Source organism: Promicromonospora iranensis (assembly GCF_028994775.1).
GTDB classification, from domain to species: domain Bacteria; phylum Actinomycetota; class Actinomycetes; order Actinomycetales; family Cellulomonadaceae; genus Promicromonospora; species Promicromonospora iranensis_A.
The window spans coordinates 52,003-68,228 of sequence record NZ_JAJQMN010000016.1 but is presented as its reverse complement, the minus strand read 5'-3'; the positions used below and the strand labels follow the sequence as shown (position 1 = coordinate 68,228).

At 71.5% G+C, this 16,226-nt stretch carries 14 protein-coding genes and 1 tRNA gene; 5 read left to right on the top strand and 10 right to left on the bottom strand.

The window, feature by feature from the left end:
• The first annotated feature begins 25 nt into the window (after window positions 1-25).
• Window positions 26-1,144 (top strand): acyltransferase family protein, encoded by a 1,119-nt coding sequence (locus tag LUU90_RS23410; RefSeq protein WP_275006369.1) that lies wholly within the window; start codon window positions 26-28, stop codon window positions 1,142-1,144.
• A 4-nt stretch (window positions 1,145-1,148) separates the two neighbouring features.
• Here LUU90_RS23410 and LUU90_RS23405 read toward each other — a convergent pair whose 3' ends face one another.
• Window positions 1,149-2,111 carry a helix-turn-helix transcriptional regulator gene (locus LUU90_RS23405; protein ID WP_275006368.1) on the bottom strand — a complete coding sequence of 321 codons (963 nt, stop codon included), beginning with the start codon at window positions 2,109-2,111 and terminating at the stop codon, window positions 1,149-1,151.
• Window positions 2,112-2,218: 107 nt separating this feature from the next.
• Here LUU90_RS23405 and LUU90_RS23400 point away from each other — a divergent pair, with 107 nt between their 5' ends.
• The gene (locus LUU90_RS23400) at window positions 2,219-2,944 is read left to right on the top strand and encodes an SDR family NAD(P)-dependent oxidoreductase (protein WP_275006367.1); all 726 of its coding nucleotides are present in this window, start codon (window positions 2,219-2,221) and stop codon (window positions 2,942-2,944) included.
• On the opposite strand, the gene LUU90_RS23395 is transcribed toward LUU90_RS23400, so the two are convergent.
• Together LUU90_RS23395 and LUU90_RS23390 are read right to left on the bottom strand one after the other, a co-directional pair.
• Window positions 2,902-4,017: a MerR family transcriptional regulator gene (locus LUU90_RS23395; RefSeq protein WP_275006366.1), complete on the bottom strand. Its 1,116-nt coding sequence runs from the start codon at window positions 4,015-4,017 to the stop codon at window positions 2,902-2,904. The genes LUU90_RS23400 and LUU90_RS23395 overlap by 43 nt on opposite strands.
• Window positions 4,018-4,021: 4 nt before the next feature.
• Window positions 4,022-5,287 carry an MFS transporter gene (locus LUU90_RS23390; protein ID WP_275006365.1) on the bottom strand — a complete coding sequence of 422 codons (1,266 nt, stop codon included), beginning with the start codon at window positions 5,285-5,287 and terminating at the stop codon, window positions 4,022-4,024.
• Between the two features lie 239 nt (window positions 5,288-5,526).
• On the opposite strand from LUU90_RS23390, the gene LUU90_RS23385 reads away from it, so the two are divergent.
• A complete protein-coding gene (locus LUU90_RS23385; protein ID WP_275006364.1) occupies window positions 5,527-7,194 on the top strand; it encodes a membrane dipeptidase in 1,668 nt (555 codons plus the stop codon).
• A gap of 60 nt (window positions 7,195-7,254) precedes the next feature.
• On the opposite strand, the gene pth is transcribed toward LUU90_RS23385, so the two are convergent.
• From pth to LUU90_RS23355, 6 genes are all read right to left on the bottom strand, one after another.
• The gene (pth, locus tag LUU90_RS23380; protein WP_275006363.1) at window positions 7,255-7,860 is read right to left on the bottom strand and encodes an aminoacyl-tRNA hydrolase; all 606 of its coding nucleotides are present in this window, start codon (window positions 7,858-7,860) and stop codon (window positions 7,255-7,257) included.
• 208 nt (window positions 7,861-8,068) lie between these two features.
• The gene (locus LUU90_RS23375) at window positions 8,069-8,674 is read right to left on the bottom strand and encodes a 50S ribosomal protein L25/general stress protein Ctc (protein WP_275006362.1); all 606 of its coding nucleotides are present in this window, start codon (window positions 8,672-8,674) and stop codon (window positions 8,069-8,071) included.
• A gap of 220 nt (window positions 8,675-8,894) precedes the next feature.
• Entirely contained in the window at window positions 8,895-10,100 is a 1,206-nt protein-coding gene (locus LUU90_RS23370) for a glycosyltransferase (protein ID WP_275006361.1), read from the bottom strand.
• A gap of 162 nt (window positions 10,101-10,262) precedes the next feature.
• Entirely contained in the window at window positions 10,263-11,246 is a 984-nt protein-coding gene (locus LUU90_RS23365) for a ribose-phosphate diphosphokinase (protein WP_275006360.1), read from the bottom strand.
• Window positions 11,246-12,886 carry a bifunctional UDP-N-acetylglucosamine diphosphorylase/glucosamine-1-phosphate N-acetyltransferase GlmU gene (glmU, locus tag LUU90_RS23360; protein ID WP_275006359.1) on the bottom strand — a complete coding sequence of 547 codons (1,641 nt, stop codon included), beginning with the start codon at window positions 12,884-12,886 and terminating at the stop codon, window positions 11,246-11,248. Before glmU ends, LUU90_RS23365 begins: the two co-directional genes overlap by 1 nt.
• A 34-nt stretch (window positions 12,887-12,920) precedes the next feature.
• Window positions 12,921-12,995: transfer RNA gene (locus LUU90_RS23355), tRNA-Gln, on the bottom strand.
• A 255-nt stretch (window positions 12,996-13,250) separates the two neighbouring features.
• On the opposite strand from LUU90_RS23355, the gene LUU90_RS23350 reads away from it, so the two are divergent.
• Window positions 13,251-13,853 carry a TetR/AcrR family transcriptional regulator gene (locus tag LUU90_RS23350; RefSeq protein WP_275006358.1) on the top strand — a complete coding sequence of 201 codons (603 nt, stop codon included), beginning with the start codon at window positions 13,251-13,253 and terminating at the stop codon, window positions 13,851-13,853.
• Window positions 13,854-14,422: 569 nt separating this feature from the next.
• On the top strand, window positions 14,423-15,088 hold the full coding sequence (locus tag LUU90_RS23345; protein WP_275006357.1) for a class I SAM-dependent DNA methyltransferase: 666 nt from the start codon (window positions 14,423-14,425) through the stop codon (window positions 15,086-15,088).
• 3 nt (window positions 15,089-15,091) lie between these two features.
• Here the strand turns inward: LUU90_RS23345 and LUU90_RS23340 are convergent, their stop codons facing one another.
• On the bottom strand, window positions 15,092-16,135 hold the full coding sequence (locus tag LUU90_RS23340; RefSeq protein ID WP_275006356.1) for a maleylacetate reductase: 1,044 nt from the start codon (window positions 16,133-16,135) through the stop codon (window positions 15,092-15,094).
• Between the last annotated feature and the right edge of the window lie 91 nt (window positions 16,136-16,226).

The window sequence follows — 16,226 nt, the reverse complement described above, 5'->3', positions numbered from 1 at the left end:
GACTCTGCACGTACGATGACCCGCGATGTTCACCCCCTCCGGGTCCCCGCGGCACGCAGGCGCGCCGAAGCCGGGACGAGACGCCGCCGTCGGGCCCCGCACCCCCGACCGCCTCGCCTGGCCCGACGCCGCCCGCGGCCTCGCCATCGGTCTCGTGGTGCTGTACCACGCGACCAACTGGACCTGGTCGACCGGGTACGAGGTGAGCGTGCTGCGGGAGGTCAACGAGACCCTGCGCAGCCTGCGCATGCCGCTGTTCTTCGCCGTGGCCGGCATGTTCGCCGGAAAGTGGATGACGGTGCCGTGGTCGCACCTCGCCCGCGGCAAGCTGCTCTTCTTCGCGTGGGTATTCGTCCTGTGGGAGCCGATCTCCCTGGTGGTCCGCCTGCTCACCGGCTACTACCAGGTGGTCGACGCCGACTGGGGCACCGTGGGGCAACACCTGACCTGGTCGCTCCTGGTCCCCCGGTCCGAGCTGTGGTTCATCTGGACGCTCGCCGCGTTCTTCGTGATCGCACGGGCACTGCGCCGGGTCCCGGCCCCCGTGCAGCTCGTGATCGCCGCCTGCGTGAGCGGGTGGGCGCTCGCCGGCTGGGAACCGGAGAGCATCGCGTGGCGCGGCACCGCGCAGTTCGTGGTCTTCTTCCTGGGCGGGCTGCACCTGCGGCCGCTGCTCGAGCGGTTCGCCCGGCGGGTCACCTGGCTCTGGACGATCGGCGCCGTCGGTGTCTGGCTCGGGATCCAGGTCGCCGTGCGCGAGCTCGGTCTCGCCGACGTCCCCGGGCTCTACCTGCTGGCGAACGTCGCGGGGGTGCCGGCCGGGGTGGCGGTGAGCGTGCTGGCCTCGCGAGTGCCCGGAGTGCGGGTGCCCGGCGTCGGGCATCTGCCCAGGTCACTCGGGTTGCAGTGGCTGGGCTCGCGGACGCTGCCGGTGTTCGTCACGCATACCTCCGTGGTGCTCGGGCTGCTGTACCTGATGTACAGCAACGCCGTGTGGGTCCCCGCCCCGCAGTCGCAGTGGCTGCCGGTGGTGCTCTGGGCGGCGGCGATCACCGTCGGACTAGGACTGGGTGCCCTGGCGCCCAGGATCGGCGCACGCTGGCTGTTCGCCCCACCGAGGTGGCTGTCGGGCTCCAGGCCCTGACGCCTCAGAGCGGGCGTGCCCCGTCGGTCCGTTCCGCGGTGGTCGCGACGTAGTCGGTCGGGGTCTGACCGTAGCGCTCGCGGAAGGCGCGGGTGAGGTGGCCGCTGTCGGCGAACTGCCACCGGGCGGCGACCTCCGTGACGGTCGTGCGCCGCGGCCCGGCGACGAGCGCACGACGGGCCTCGTCGAGGCGACGGGCCCGGATGTACGCACTCGGTGTCTGCCCCTCGGCCGCGAACGCCCGCTGCAGTGTCCGCACGGAGACGTGCAGCTGCCGTGCCAGGGTCGCCGGCGAGAGGGCGGGATCGGTGAGCCGCCGGTCGGCGATGTCCCGAGCGGCCTGCGCGAGCGCCGCCGCCAGGCGGGGCTCCACGTCGTCGAGGCCGCCGTGCACCACGGCCCGGGCCAGCTCGGCCAGGGTCTCACGTGCGGCGTCCACGCCGGCCGGCTCCAGATCGTCCAGCAGCCGGCTCACCATGGTGGCGTGCGCGGTCAGCAGGCGCACCCCCGCGGCGTCGGCACTGCCGGCCGCCGCGGTGCCCCTCGGGAGCGAGATCTCGGCGGCGGGCAGCACGAGCACCTGGGCCGAGGTGCGCGGCAGGGCCGCGAAGTACGACAGCTGCCCCGCCTGGACCAGGAAGCTGCCGGCCGGCGCCGAGTGCTCTGCCCCGCCGGGCACACCGAACCGCCAGCCACCCCGGTGGACGATCCACAGGCGCAGGTGGTCCTCCGCACCGACCCGCGGGCCCACGGTCCGCAGAGCGGCCGCGTTCTCGAAGTCGTTGAAGACCATGCCCCGCAGCCGGAACCCGCGGGACCGCGCCCGGAAACCGGAGACGGTCGCCGGGTTGTAGGGCGGCAGCGCGAACCTGTCGCCCATCCGGGAGCTCCACTCGCGGGCGAACTCGCTGAAGGCGTTCCCGCCGCTCGGGCTCATCGAGAACGTGCCGTCCATCGTGTCGCGCATCTTCCGTCCGGGTTGTCGCGCTGATCCGAGCCCGGTCACCCACGGCCTTCGTACGGTGTCCACGTGAACCGGAACAATGACACAAACAATGACACAGGTGTGGGCCGATGAGCACGATCGCGATCGTCGGCGCGGGACCGCAGCTCGGTCGGGCGATCGGTCAGCGGTTCGCCGCCGAGGGGTTCGACGTGGCGCTGATCGCCCGCAACCGTACGACACTCGAGGATGTGGCCGACAGCCTGTCCGAGGAGGGCGTCCGGTCCGAGGTGTTTCCTGCCGACGTCACCGACCGGCCCGCTCTGCATGCGGCACTGACCGCCGCGGAAGAACAGCTGGGACCGATCGACGTGCTGGAGTACTCGCCTGCGCCGAGCCCGGCCGACCTGCGCACGGCACCCATCGTCGAGGCCACGAAGGTCACCGTCGACTCGGTCCTCGACCAGCTGGACCTCTATCTGCTCGGTGGTGTCGCGGCGGTGCAGCACGTGCTGCCCGGCATGCTGGAGCGGGGCACCGGGACGGTCCTGGTCACCAGCGGAGCGGGTTCCGGGCCGATCATCGCCCCGCACGTCGCGAACGTGCAGATCGCCACCGGCGGCATGCGCAACTGGATCCTCAACCTCCATGCCGCGTTGTCCGGCACCGGGGTCTACGCGGCGCACGTCGCGATCGCCGCCTACATCGGCCAGGGCGGCCACGACTCCCAGCCACGGACGTTGGCCGACGCCTACTGGCGGCTGCACACCGAGCGCGCCGAGGCCGAGCTGCTCGTCCAGGATCTGCCGGCCGACTACCTGGAACGCGGCCTGGCGGACAAGTTCGTCGAGTCCTGACGCCTCCGCACCGGCATCAGCAGGCTCCGGTCGTCCGGCCGCGTGAGGCAGGCCACCGCCAAGACCTGACGAACAGCGTCCAGGGCGAGCGTCACGTCGTCGCCGTCGATCGCCGCGAGCGCCTCCAGCAGGTACGCGCGGTCGAACGTCACCGCGCCAGGGACGCTCGGCCGCACGACGTCGACCCCGTGGTCCCGTAGCAGCACCGCGACGACGTCGGGCCGTCCGTCATCGGCCGGCGTTCCCTCGTCGTCCGGCGTTCCGTCGCCGACCGGCAACCCGTCCACAACCCGGCTGACCAGGTCGGATGCCGGGATCCGCACCTCGCGGACCCAGCTGGCCCGCAGCAGCGCCCGGTAGTCGGGGTACTCTCCGGCGACCGGTTCAGCGGTGCTCGGGTCCGCGCCCGGAGCGCCGAGCACCACCCGGTCGACCCGCAGCTCGACGGACAGCACCGGCCCGTCCGCGCCGCGGTCCGCGCCGTCGGGCAACGCATCCAGGGCGGCGAGCGGCGCGACGACCCGAACGGGCGGCCCGTCGAGGTGCCGTACCGACACGGAGGCGACAGCGAGCCGAGCGCGATCGCAGGCCACCAGCCGTAGGCCGCCGTCCGAGCAGTCGAGCAGGATGCCGGTCAGCGCAGGCCACGCGGGATCCGAGCTCACGGCGTAGCGGACGGCGGCGAGCGCCCGCGCGAGGTCCCCCGCCGACACCTCGAAGCGGGTGGCGGGCGGGTCGGCGAGGAGTGCGCGAGCGTCGGACAGCTGCTCGCGAGCCGCAGCGAACCGTTCCTCGAGGGTGCGCTGGTGCCGCTCCAGCACGGCCAGCGCATCGACCGGACGGTGCCGCCCGGCAACCACCTCGGCGATCTCGGCGAGCGGCATCTCGACCTGCCGCAGCCGGGCGACCAGCCGAGCCTGGTCCACCTGGTCACGCGAGTACCAGCGGTATCCCGTGGCGGGGTCGGACCAGGCGGGGCGGAGCACGCCTGCGGCGTCGTAGAAGCGCAGGGCGCTGACCGGGAGGCCGCTCTCCGCGGCAACGGCCCCGATACCACGCAGCTGATCGTGCATGGGCTCACTGTGCACCCTCGACCTGCTCGAGGGTCAACCGTCGCAGGGCCGTCGCACCACAGACCGCGCAGCCCAGCAGCCCCAGCGCACAGACGCTCCCGGCGACCGCCACGGACGTGACGCTCGCAAGCGCCCCGAGCGCCGGGACGGTGATCGTGACCGCGACGGCCTGGACCAGCCCGACCAGAGCCTGCACCCGGGCGAGGTGCGTACGCGGGGCCCGGCCGAGCACGACCGGGGCGAGATGCGCGGTGAACAACCCGCTGCCGAGCCCGACTGCGCTCGCCGCGGCGACGCTCACCCAGCCCTCGGCGGGTATCGACGCCGCGATCACCAGTCCGGCCTGCCCCAGGGCAGCGACGGCCAGTCCGCCCGACACCGCCACGCCCGGGCGCCGTGCGCCGCCCCGGTGCACGACGACCAGGGTGACCGCGACGATCCCGGCCCCCTGCGCACCGGTGACCACGCCGGTCCATGACGAGCCCCACCCGGCTTCGCGCGCCAGCAGCGGGACGACGAGGGACATGGTGGGCAGCAGGAACGCAGCCGCTCCCCCGACCAGCGCAAGGGCCGGGAGCAGGCCGGGCGTGCGGCGTACCACCCGCACGCCGTCGAGCGCCGCGCGCCACACCGGCTCGCCCCGGCGCGGCGACGGCGTCGCGTACCGGGGGCGGACCAGCACCAGGACGACCAGGACCACGAGGAAGGTGCCCGCGTCGACCAGGGCCACCGAGCCGAGCCCGCCGGCCGCGACCAGGATGCCGGCGAGCGGCGCACCGAGGAGGAGCACTGCCTGGCCGGTGCCCTGCCGCAGCGCCAGGGCGCGGGTGAGCTGCCCGTCCGCGACCAGGCGCCGGGGCATCGACCCGGCGGACGGACGGTAGAACGCCGACACCGTTCCACGCAGGGCGCTCGCCACGAGCAGGAGCCACAACGGCGTGCCGACCCGGAGGACGCTCAGCGCCAACGCCACCGAGAGCAGCAGCATCACGGCATCGCCGGCGATCATCACGCGGCGCGCGCCGAACCGGTCGGCGATCGTCCCGCCCAGGAGGAGGAGCAGCACCGACGGGAGGCTGCCCGCCGCCAGTACCAGGCCGGCGGCGCTTCCGCCGTGTTCGGCCGCGACCCAGCCCACCGCGAACCCGAGCACCACGTCGCCGAGCTGGGAGATGGTGGAGGCACCGAGCCACACCAGGTACGACGCGGGGAGCGGAGAGCGGGTGTGCGGGTGTGGTCCCCGCCATCGGACGGACTGTGGTGATGTCATGCCGCGCAGCCTGCGACCTCGACCGGGTTCAGGGTCCAGCGGCATCTCGGACGACGGCGACCTCGGCCCGCACGAGCGCATGTTCTTTTTTGCCGACATCTACCCCGTACGTGGCATGTCCTGTTATTGTGTCCAACTCAGCAACGGCAAAGGCGCCGTCGCGACCGGCGGAGCCCCGGCCTCGCCCCGGTACAGCGGGAGGTCCTGTGCAACGCCTGCGACGCATCAGACGGACGGCTGTGCTCGCGGCCGCGGTCGCCGCCGCCTGTCTCAGCACCACGGCGCTGGTGGCTCCGGCGTCGGCCACGAACGGGCCGGGCACCGCACCGCGACCCGCGGCACTGGCCGAACCCACGCTCCCCAGCCCGGAGGCAGAGGTCAATGCCACGGGCACCCCCTTCACCGGCACCCGGCCCGACGGGACGGTGTACGGCCTCATCGACGCGCACAGCCACCTGTTCATGCAGGACGGCATGGGCGGAGCGGCCCTGTGCGGCAAGGTCTTCTCGGAGCGCGGGATCGAGACCGCGCTGCGGGACTGCCTGTCGCACGAACCCCACGGGCTGGGCGCCCTGCTCGAGAACCTGACCCGGGACGGCTCCCCCATCGGTACGCACGACACCACGGGATGGCCCACGTTCGCCGACTGGCCCGCCCACGACTCGCTCACCCACCAGCAGATGTACTACCGCTGGGTCGAGCGGGCCTGGCGCGGCGGACAGCGCGTGCTCGTCAACGACCTGGTCACCAACGGCCTGCTGTGCTCCATCAACCCGGGCACCCACCAGAGCTGTGACGAGATGACGGCGATCCGGCGCCAGGCGCAGGACACCTACGACCTCCAGGCCTACGTCGACGCGCAGTACGGCGGGCCGGGCAGGGGCTGGTTCCGGATCGTCACGAGCAGCGAGCAGGCGCGGCGGGTGATCGAGGAGGGCAAGCTCGCCGTCGTGCTCGGTGTCGAGACGTCGGAGCCGTTCGGGTGCAAGCAGACCCTGCGGATCCCGCGGTGCTCCCGGGCCGACATCGACGCCGGCCTCGACGAGCTGTACGACCTGGGCGTCCGCTCGATGTACCTGTGCCACAAGTTCGACAACGCGCTGTGCGGCGTGCGGTTCGACGAGGGGTCCATGGGCACGATCATCAACGCCGGCCAGTTCCTCTCCACCGGCACCTGGTGGGACGCGCGCTCCTGCCCCGCGGACCAGCCGCACGACCACAACCCGGGCAACGGGGAGCTCCCGCCGGAGCTGGAGGACGACCTCCCGCCGGTGCTGCCCCTCTACCCGCCGGGGACGCTCTGCAACACGCGCGGCCTGTCCGGGCTGGGCGCGTACACGGTCCGCGGCCTGATCGAGCGCAACATGATGATCGAGATCGACCACATGAGCGCGAAGGCGGCCGACCAGACGCTCGACGTCCTGGAGGCGGAGGGCTACCCGGGCGTCCTGTCGACGCACTCCTGGATGGACGAGCGGTATCTCGACCGGCTGTACGCCCTCGGCGGGTTCGCCACCATCTACGGGCATGCCGCCCACGAGTTCGTCGAGGAGTACGAGCGCACCGCACCGGTGCGCGAACGGTACGGCGCGGGCATCGGGTTCGGCTTCGACATGAACGGGTTCGGCGGCACCCCGCCGCCCCGGGGTGACGCGGCGGCCAACCCCGTCACCTACCCGTTCCGGTCGTTCGACGGCGGGACCGTGCTCGACCGGCAGACCACCGGCGAGCGCACCTGGGACGTCAACGTGGACGGCGTCGCGCACTACGGTCTGGTGCCGGACTACGTCGAGGACCTGCGCCTCGTGGGCGGGCAGGAGGTCATCGACGACCTGTCGCGCGGCCCGGAGAGCTACCTGAGAACCTGGGCGGGGGCGGAGGCGCACCGACCGGCACCCGCCGGCTGAGCAGCTCCGGTGGCCGGGCGGCCGAGAACTGGGTCTCGGTCCGCCCGGCCGCCGTGAGCATCACGCCTTGGCGGTGTGAAACTTTCCCTGCGCGGCGAGCAGACCCTCGGTGACCAGCAGCTCGACGGCGTCGGCGGCGTCGTCCACCAGGATCGGCAGGTCCTTCTTCTCCGTGGCGGAGAAGTCCTTGAGCACGTGGTCCGCGGTGTCCATCCGGCCCGGCGGACGGCCGACGCCGACCCGCACCCGGTGGTAGTCCTTGGTCCCCAGCGCCTTCGTGGTGTCGCGCAGCCCGTTGTGACCGCCCTCGCCCCCGCCGATCTTGAGCTTGATCGTGTCGAAGGGGATGTCCACCTCGTCGTGCACCATGACCACCTGCTCGGGGTCGATGTCGTAGTACTTCGCGAGCGCGCTGACCGGACCGCCCGACGTGTTCATGTACGTGGTCGGCTTCGCGAGCACCACCCGTGGGCCCGGTGCCCCGCCAGGGAGCACCCCGAGCCGCGCCTCGGCGACCACGGCCTGCGCGCGAGGATGCTTGGAGAAGCGCGCGCCGGTGCGCTCGGCGAGCAGGTCGAGCACCATCTGCCCCACGTTGTGCCGGTTGCCGGCGTACTTGGGACCTGGATTGCCGAGCCCGACGACGAGCCAGGGCCGGTCACTCATGTCGTGTCCTTTCCAGACAACGGACTTGCAAGACAACGGGGCTGCTCACGGCAGAGGATCGCCTGCCGAGGCCGGTACGAGCGGAAACAGGTCGGGCCGAGGCAGAACCCGCGCCGCGCACGATCTTCTCGTGCGCGCGCCTGGAGGTTCTGCCTCGGCCCGGTGCGCTCCGGCTCAGGCCGGGTCGCGCTGGGTGCTGCCGGGGGGGTCAGCCCTCCGAGGAGGCCTCGGCGGGCGACTCGGCGGACGCGGCGGACTCGTCGTCGTCGCCGGCCTCGCCGCGCGGCTCGGTGACGAGCACGACGACGGCCTTCGGGTCGGTGAGCAGGGTCGAGCCGGTCGGGAGGGCGACGTCCTCGGCGTGGATCTGCGAGCCGGACTCGAGGCCCTCGATGGAGACGTCGACGGACTCGGGCAGGTGCGTGGCCTCGGCCTCGACCGACAGCGTCTGCTCCTCGACCAGGTGGATCGTGCCGGGGGCCGACTCGCCCACGATGTTCACGGCGATGTCGACGGTGATCTTCTCGCCGGCGCGCACGACCTGCAGGTCGATGTGCTCGATCGTGTTCTTCACCGGGTCGCGCTGGACGTCCTTGGCGACGGCCAGCTGGCCCTTGCCGTCCACGTCGATGTTGAGCAGCACGTTGGTCTGGCGCAGCGCCAGCATCGACTCGTGGCCCGGCAGCGTGACGTGCACCGGGTCGCCGCCGTGCCCGTAGAGGACGGCGGGGATCTTGTTGTCGCGGCGGATGCGGCGGGCCGCACCCTTGCCGAACTCGGTACGGGGCTCAGCGGCGAGCTTGATCTCGGCCATGGGAATTCACTCCTGGAAGGTCTGTGTGTGCAACTCGGTCGGCGGCTGCGTCGGCGCGGGACACGTGACGGGCGCGGAGCGGGCACGTGGGACGGAGTGCTGGAGGGAACTCCACCCAGGGGCCGCCGACGGCCGCCCAGTCGATCACGGACGCCGTCCGGGTGCTAGCGGGATCGAGTCCCGCCGCGGCCGTCAAGCGTCCCTCGCCGAGGCAACCTGACTACTGTACCCGCTCGTCGGCGCGGTCCGCACCGACAGGCGGTGTGACGCCGATCGACGGCTGCGTGCGGCGCGGCCGGTAGACCACCTGGACGTGGAACACGAACCGCAGCAGGAACGCCACGACGAGCGTCACCGCCTGCACGAGCACCGGCCACATGCCCGTGAACTCGACCAGCCACCACAGCACGGGCAGCCGGATGGCTGCCTCGGTGCCGTTGAACGCGAACGAGTGCGCGAACCGCGACCAGACGCCGCGGCCCTCGTTCCGCAGGTCGCGGAACACGAACCGCTCCTGCAGCAGGAAGTTGGTCAGGATCGTCACGACGGCGGAGATCACGGCCCCCGCCACGTAGTGGACGCCCAGCGCGGTCAGGGCCCACAGGATGAGGATGTTGAGCACCGCGCCGAAGCCGCCGATGATCGCGAACCGCGACATCCGGCCGAACCGCAGGGCGGCGAGCTGCTCCAGGTAGCGCAGGCCGGTCTTGAAGGTGGCCTTGGAGTGCCCGGCGTACCGCTCGCCGAACACGAACGGTTCCTCCCCGACGGCCAGCGTGTTGCGGGCGAGGAGCTCCAGCAGGATCTTGAAGCCCCGCGGGTGCAGCGAGTCCAGGTCCAGCCGGTCCACGCGCGCGGCGAAGAACCCGGTCAGCGGATCGGTCACGTTGCGCAGCCGCACCGGGAACATCGACCGCGCGAGCAGCGCCGAGGCGATCGACACACCGTGCCGCCACCAGCCGTCCAGGCCCCCGGCGTCGCCGTCGCCCGTGTACCGGGAGGCGACGACGAGGTCGAGCCCCGACTCGCGCCCGCGCGTGACGAGCGCGGGCACGAGCTCCGGCGGGTGCTGCAGGTCGCCGTCCATGACCACCGCCCACTCGGTGGTCACCGTCCGCAGCCCGTCCACGACGGCACCGCTGAGCCCGCCCTGCGGCGTCTCGCGGTGCAGCAGGCGCACCGGGACGGGCGCGGTGGCCGCGACCTCGCGGATCAGGTCCGGGGTGTCGTCCGTCGAGTCGTCGACGAAGAGGATCTCCGACAGGCCGGGCGCCCCGACGGGAGCCGGGCCGCCCTCGGGGCCGTACACGGCGCCTGAGGTGCGACCGCCGTCGGGCAGCACACCGAAGGCGGCGCACAGCCGCTCCGTGAGCACCCGAACGTTGGGCCCCTCGTTGAACGTGGGCACCACGACGGTGACGGTCACTGACCCTCCCAGATCGTTGTCAAGACACGGTCCTCCGTTGACCGTATCCGAGTCAAGAGTCAGACCGTATACCCAGACAGGTGCCCCGGCGGACACACCCTGTGGATCAGGAGTTGTGGATCAGAAGTTGTGGATCAGAAGTTGTGGATCAGAAGTTGTGGATCAGGAGTTGCCGTCGAAGAGCGACGTCACCGAGCCGTCCGAGTGGACCTCGTTGATCGCGGACGCGAGCAGCGGCGCGATGGAGAGCACCTTGAGGTTCGGGAACCGGCGGTCGTCCTCGATCGGGAGGGTGTCGGTCACGACGACCTCGCGCGCCCCGCAGTCCGTGAGCCGCTGCGCGGCCGGGCCGGACAGCACGCCGTGCGTCGCCGCGACGGTCACGGACTTCGCCCCGGCGGCCATGATGACCTTGACCGCCTCGGCGATGGTGCCGCCGGTGTCGATGAGGTCGTCGACCAGCACGCAGTCGCGGCCCTCGACGTCGCCCACCACACGGTTGGCCACCGACTGGTTGGGCCGCGTGACGTCGCGTGTCTTGTGCACGAACGCCAGCGGGCCGCCGCCAAGCTTGGAGGCCCAGATCTCGGCGACGCGGATGCGCCCGGCGTCGGGCGAGACGACGGTGACGTTCTCGACGTCCACGCGGGTGCGCACGTAGTCGACGAGGATCGGCATGGCCCACAGGTGGTCCACCGGCCCGTCGAAGAAGCCCTGGATCTGCGCGGTGTGCAGGTCGACGCTCATCAGGCGGTCGGCGCCCGCCGTCTTGAACAGGTCGGCGATGAGCCGGGCCGAGATCGGCTCACGGCCGCGGCTCTTCTTGTCCTGGCGTGCGTAGCCGAAGAACGGCGCCACGACGGTCACCGAGTGCGCGGATGCCCGCTTGGCGGCGTCGACCATGAGCAGCTGCTCCATGATCCACTGGTTGACCGGCATGGTGTGCGACTGCAGCAGGAACAGGTCCATACCGCGCACGGAGTCGCTGAAGCGTACGTAGGTCTCGCTGTTCGCGAAGTCGTACGCGGACACGCCGAGCAGATCGATGCCCAGCTCCTTGGCGACGTTCCGCGCCAGCTCGGGGTGTGCGCGTCCCGATGCGAGGACGAGTGGATGGCGGTTCGGGCCGGGAGCAATGCTGGTCATCAGCGGGACTTTCCTTCCTTGTCGGCCCCGGGGACGGGGGCCAGGTCGGCCGGCTCGGCCTGGGTGGCCGCGGCCTGCGGGGCCGTGGGGGCCCCGGTTGCATTCTGCTGGGCAAGCTGACGCTGTGCCTGGTCACCGAGACCGGCCGCCCTTCCCTGGGCGTTCGACGCGGCCTCCGCCGCGGCCGTCCCCGGCCGGCGACGGGCGACCCAGCCCTCGATGTTCCGCTGCTGCCCGGCGGTGACGCCCAGCGCACCCGCGGGCACGTCCCGGCGGATCACGGAGCCGGCGGCGGTGTACGCGCCGTCGCCCACCGTCACGGGGGCCACGAACATGTTGTCCGCTCCCGTGCGGGCGTGCGAGCCGATCACCGTGCGGTGCTTGTGCACGCCGTCGTAGTTGACGGTCACCGACGCGGCACCGATGTTGGAGTGCTCGCCGATCGTGGCGTCACCCACATAGGACAGGTGCGGCACCTTGCTGCCCGCGCCGATCTCGGCGTTCTTCGTCTCGACGAACGTGCCGATCTTGCCCTTGCGGCCGAGGCTGGTCCCCGGACGCAGGTACGCGAAGGGCCCGACGGACGCGCCCTCACCGATGACCGCGAGCGACCCGTGCGTACGGACGACCGTCGCACCCACGCCCACCTCGACGTCGGTCAGCGTGGTGTCCGGACCGATGGTGGCGCCCGTGCCGACCACGGTGGCGCCCTGGAGCTGCGTGTTCGGCAGGAGCGTGACGTCGGGAGCGAGCTCGACGTCGACGTCGATCCACGTGGTGGCCGGGTCCTGCACCGTCACGCCCGCGCGCTGCCACTCCTCGACGATGCGCCGGTTCATCTCGCGCGCCAGGACCGAGAGGGCCACCCGGTCGTTGACACCCTCGACCAGCATCGGGTCGTCGGCGAGCAGTGCCCGCACGTGCAGACCCTCGGTACGGGCGAACGCGATGACGTCCGTCAGGTAGACCTCGCCCTGCGCGTTCCGGCTGTCGAGACCACTCAGCCCGCGGCGCAGCGTGGCGGCGTCGAACACGTAGACCGACGAGTTGATCTCGCGGATCTCGAGCTGGTCCGCACTCGCGTCCTTGTGCTCCACGATCTCGAGCACGTCGCCGGTGTCCGGCTCGCGCACGATCCGGCCGTAGCCGGCCGCGTCAGCGACCTCGGTGGTGAGGACGGTCACCGCGTTGCCGTCGGCGTGGTGCGCCGAGAGCAGCTGGCCGAGCGTGGCGCCGTCGAGCAGCGGGACGTCGCCCGCCACCACGACGACCGCACCGTCGATGCCGTCGCCCACGATCTCGCCGTCGGCGATGCCCGCGGCGGCCGCGGCCGCCTGCGCCTTGGAGTCGAGCGCCGCGAGGGCGCACTGCACCGCTCGGCCGGTGCCGGGGATGTCGTCCTGGTCCACGAGGACCGCGCCGGGATCGAGCTGACCGACAGCCTCGGCGACCAGCTCACGCTCGTGCCGGACCACCACGGCCACCTGCAGCGGCTCAAGCTCACGAGCAGCCGTCAGCGCGTGCCCGACCATCGGCTTGCCGCCGAGCGGATGCAAGATCTTCGGCAACGCTGACTTCATGCGGGTGCCCTGGCCAGCGGCAAGAACAATGACTGCTGCCGGCTGAGGTGTCTCGGTCACGAGTGCTCCGATCGGTGGGTTCGTCAGATCCGGATGGCTCCGCCCCCAGGATTCGAACCTGGACTAAAGGCACCAAAAACCTCTGTGCTGCCGATTACACCAAGGCGGACCGGGCGCGCGGGGGGCTCCGTCGTGACCCGAAGCGGGCGTGTGCCACCGTCGCACGTCCGTGAACAGTCTGCCAGGTCCCCGGGCATGCCCTCGCCCGCGCCCGGCGAGTCGTCAGCCACATCCGCTCCCCGCCGAGCACCTCGGACGGGAGCGTTCCGGATACGTCCCGAACTGTTCCGGACTCGTCCGGAACTACCCCTCGGGCACAATGAACACCATGGCCGCCGACAACCGACGTACCCACCGACCTCGCATGACGGCCAGTCAGCGCCGTGAGCAGCTGCTCGCGGTCAGCCGCGGACTGTTCGCCGGGAAAGGCTTCGAGGGCACGAGCGTCGAGGAGATCGCGGCGCGCGCCGAGGTCTCCAAGCCGGTCGTCTACGAACACTTCGGCGGCAAGGAGGGCATCTACGCCGTCGTCGTGGACCGCGAGGTGCAGGCGCTGACCACCGCGCTGACCGGAGCCCTCGGCTCGGGCGGCCACCCCAAGGTGCTCCTGGAACGGACGGCGCTCGCCCTCCTGGACTACATCGAGTCGTCCGAGGACGGTTTCCGCATCCTCGTGCGCGACTCCCCCGTGGCGCAGGCGACGGGCACGTTCTCCAGCCTGATCGGCGACGTCGCCACCCAGGTCGAGGCGATCCTCGAGCCGCAGTTCCGGGAGAACGGTCTCGAGACCAAGGCCGCACCCCTCTACGCACAGATGCTGGTCGGCATGATCGCGCTCACCGGCCAGTACTGGCTGGACGCACGCAGCCCCCGGAAGACCGAGGTAGCGGCCCACCTGGTCAACCTGGCGTGGAACGGCCTGCACAACATGGAAAAGAAGCCGGCGTTGACCAAGCACTCGCGCTGAGCCGTGGAGAGCACGCGCGCACTGACGGGGCGTCAATAAAGCCGTCGAAATGCCTGCCACCACCGGAATGTCCGAACCGGTCAGGCCCTTTTGCGTCAAGGCAACAATGTCTGCGCGCAACGCAAAAAACGAAAGCCCTCTGCATTGGAAGCAGAGGGCTTTCGCTTTAGCTGGGGATGCTATTGACGTCGCTTCCGAGGAATGTCAGCAACGTCTGTGCAGGTCAGAGACCCAGGAGGCAGAGGATCTGCTCGACGGTGTAACCCAGGTTGTGCAGCAGGTCCGAGAGGATGTCAACGACGGTCATGGAGCTATTCCTTCCAGAAAAGGGAAATCACAGGATGATCACCTGCGAGCGGAACAGTGTTCGCGTTCCATACATTAAGCACACGACACGGACTCTGCAACGGGAAATGGATATTCGCCTTTAATGCGCGCTCCGTTTCACCCTGTGATAGAGAGTCAGGAATCGAAGTACGGTTCACCGCAAAGTGGACAACTCGTGAGCGGGAGTCCGCCCGGTCGGACATCGGCCCGCGCCCTCCGGCGTCGCGTCTAGGCTGCGGAGCGTGACGTCTTCCGAACATCTCGCGACCGTCCGCGCGGACTACGACGACATGGCCGACGCCTATACGGCGTTCGTCCGGGGAGCGTTCGCCGACCAGCCGCTGAACCACGTCATGGTCCAGGCCTTCGCCGACCTGGTCCGGCAGGCGGGCGGCGGTGCGGTGGCCGACGTCGGCTGCGGACCCGGGCACGTCACCGCGTGCCTGCGGGACCGCGGCGTCGACGCGTTCGGCATCGACCTCTCGCCGCAGCTCGTGGCGATCGCTCGTGCGGCCCACCCCGGCGTCCGCTTCGACGTCGGCGACATGGGTTCGCTCGAGGTCGCCCCAGGAGGTCTCGCCGGGGTGCTGGCGAACTACTCGATCATCCACACGCCGCCCGCCGTGCTGCCGACGACGCTCGCCGAGCTCAGCCGGGCCCTGGCGCCCGGCGGGTATCTCCTGGTGTCGTTCCAGGCGCTGGGCGGTACCGGAGCGGCTGCCGAGGCCTTCGACCACAGGGTGTCGCCCGCCTGGCGGTACTCGCCCGACCACGTCGCCGGGCTGTTGCGGGAGAACGGTGCGGACGAGGTGTCCCGCCTCGTGATCGCGCCGGGCGAGGACCCGGTGCGGGGCTTCCCGCAGGCACACCTGCTCGCCCGCAGATCCGCCCGCGGTGCAGGCGGCTGACGCTCACCAGGCGGCGAGCAGCAGCTCCTCCACACCGTCAGCGGTGACCGGCCGGGGGTTCGGGTACGGATCGTCCGCCACCCGCTCCGCCACCTCACGCAGTGCGGTGCGCGGCACGCCGAGCGCGCCGAGCGTCGTCGGACCCTCGTGCGTCGAGGCGAGGGTGGCGACGGCGAGCGTCGGGTCACCGCCGGCGACGCGCGCCAGGCGAGCGGCGGCGTCCGGCGCCGCGACCAGGTTGAACCGCATGACGTGCGCCAGGAGCAGCGCGTGCAGCTCCGCGTGCGGCAGGCCGAAGGTCCCGCCGAGTACGTGCGCGAGCTGGTGGTGCAGACCCATCCGGGCCTGCGCCAGGCAGGCACCCGCCAGCCACGCCGCCTCCTGCAGACGGCCGCGGGCAGCGATGTCGGACGGGTGGTCCAGCACCACGGGGAGCGCCGCGAGGATGCCGTCCGCGGACTCGACCCCGTAGGCCCGGGTCGCCGCGCTCGCCCCGGTGTCCCACAGCGCCTCGACGGCGTGCGCGAGCGCGTTGAGGGCCGACGTCAGTGTCAGGCCGCGCGGCAGCGACAGCGTGAGCTCCGGGTCGTACACGACGGTGTCCGGGGCGAAGGCCGGGTCGCGCCGCGTCGTCTTGACGCCGTTCTCCGTCTCGCCGAGCACCGGTGTGGCCTCCGAGCCCGCATAGGTGGTCGGTACCGCCACCTGGGGCATGCCGGTCCGGATGGCCAGCGCCTTCGACAACCCGATGGCTGATCCGCCACCGATCGCGACCAGCGCGTCGGCCCGGACCTCACCGGCCAGGGCGAGCGCCTCGGCGGTCACCTCGACCGGGGTGTGCTGGGCCGGGTGCCCGAAGGTCGCGGCGTACCGCTCCCCCAGCGCGGTGGCCAGGTCCCGGGCGACCTCGGCCGACGACGGTGCCGCCACCACCAGCACACGCTGCGACCCGAGCCGCTCCGCCTCCTCGGGCACGAGGGACCGCGCCCCCGGACCGTGCAGCACTCGACCGGCGTACACCTGGTGCACCCTGATATCTGTTCCCACGAGGCCTGAGCCTACGGTCGCCGCACCGCCGCTGACCACGCACGACACCGGACGCACCCGCTATCGAGATTCTTGACGTCGAGACATCCGG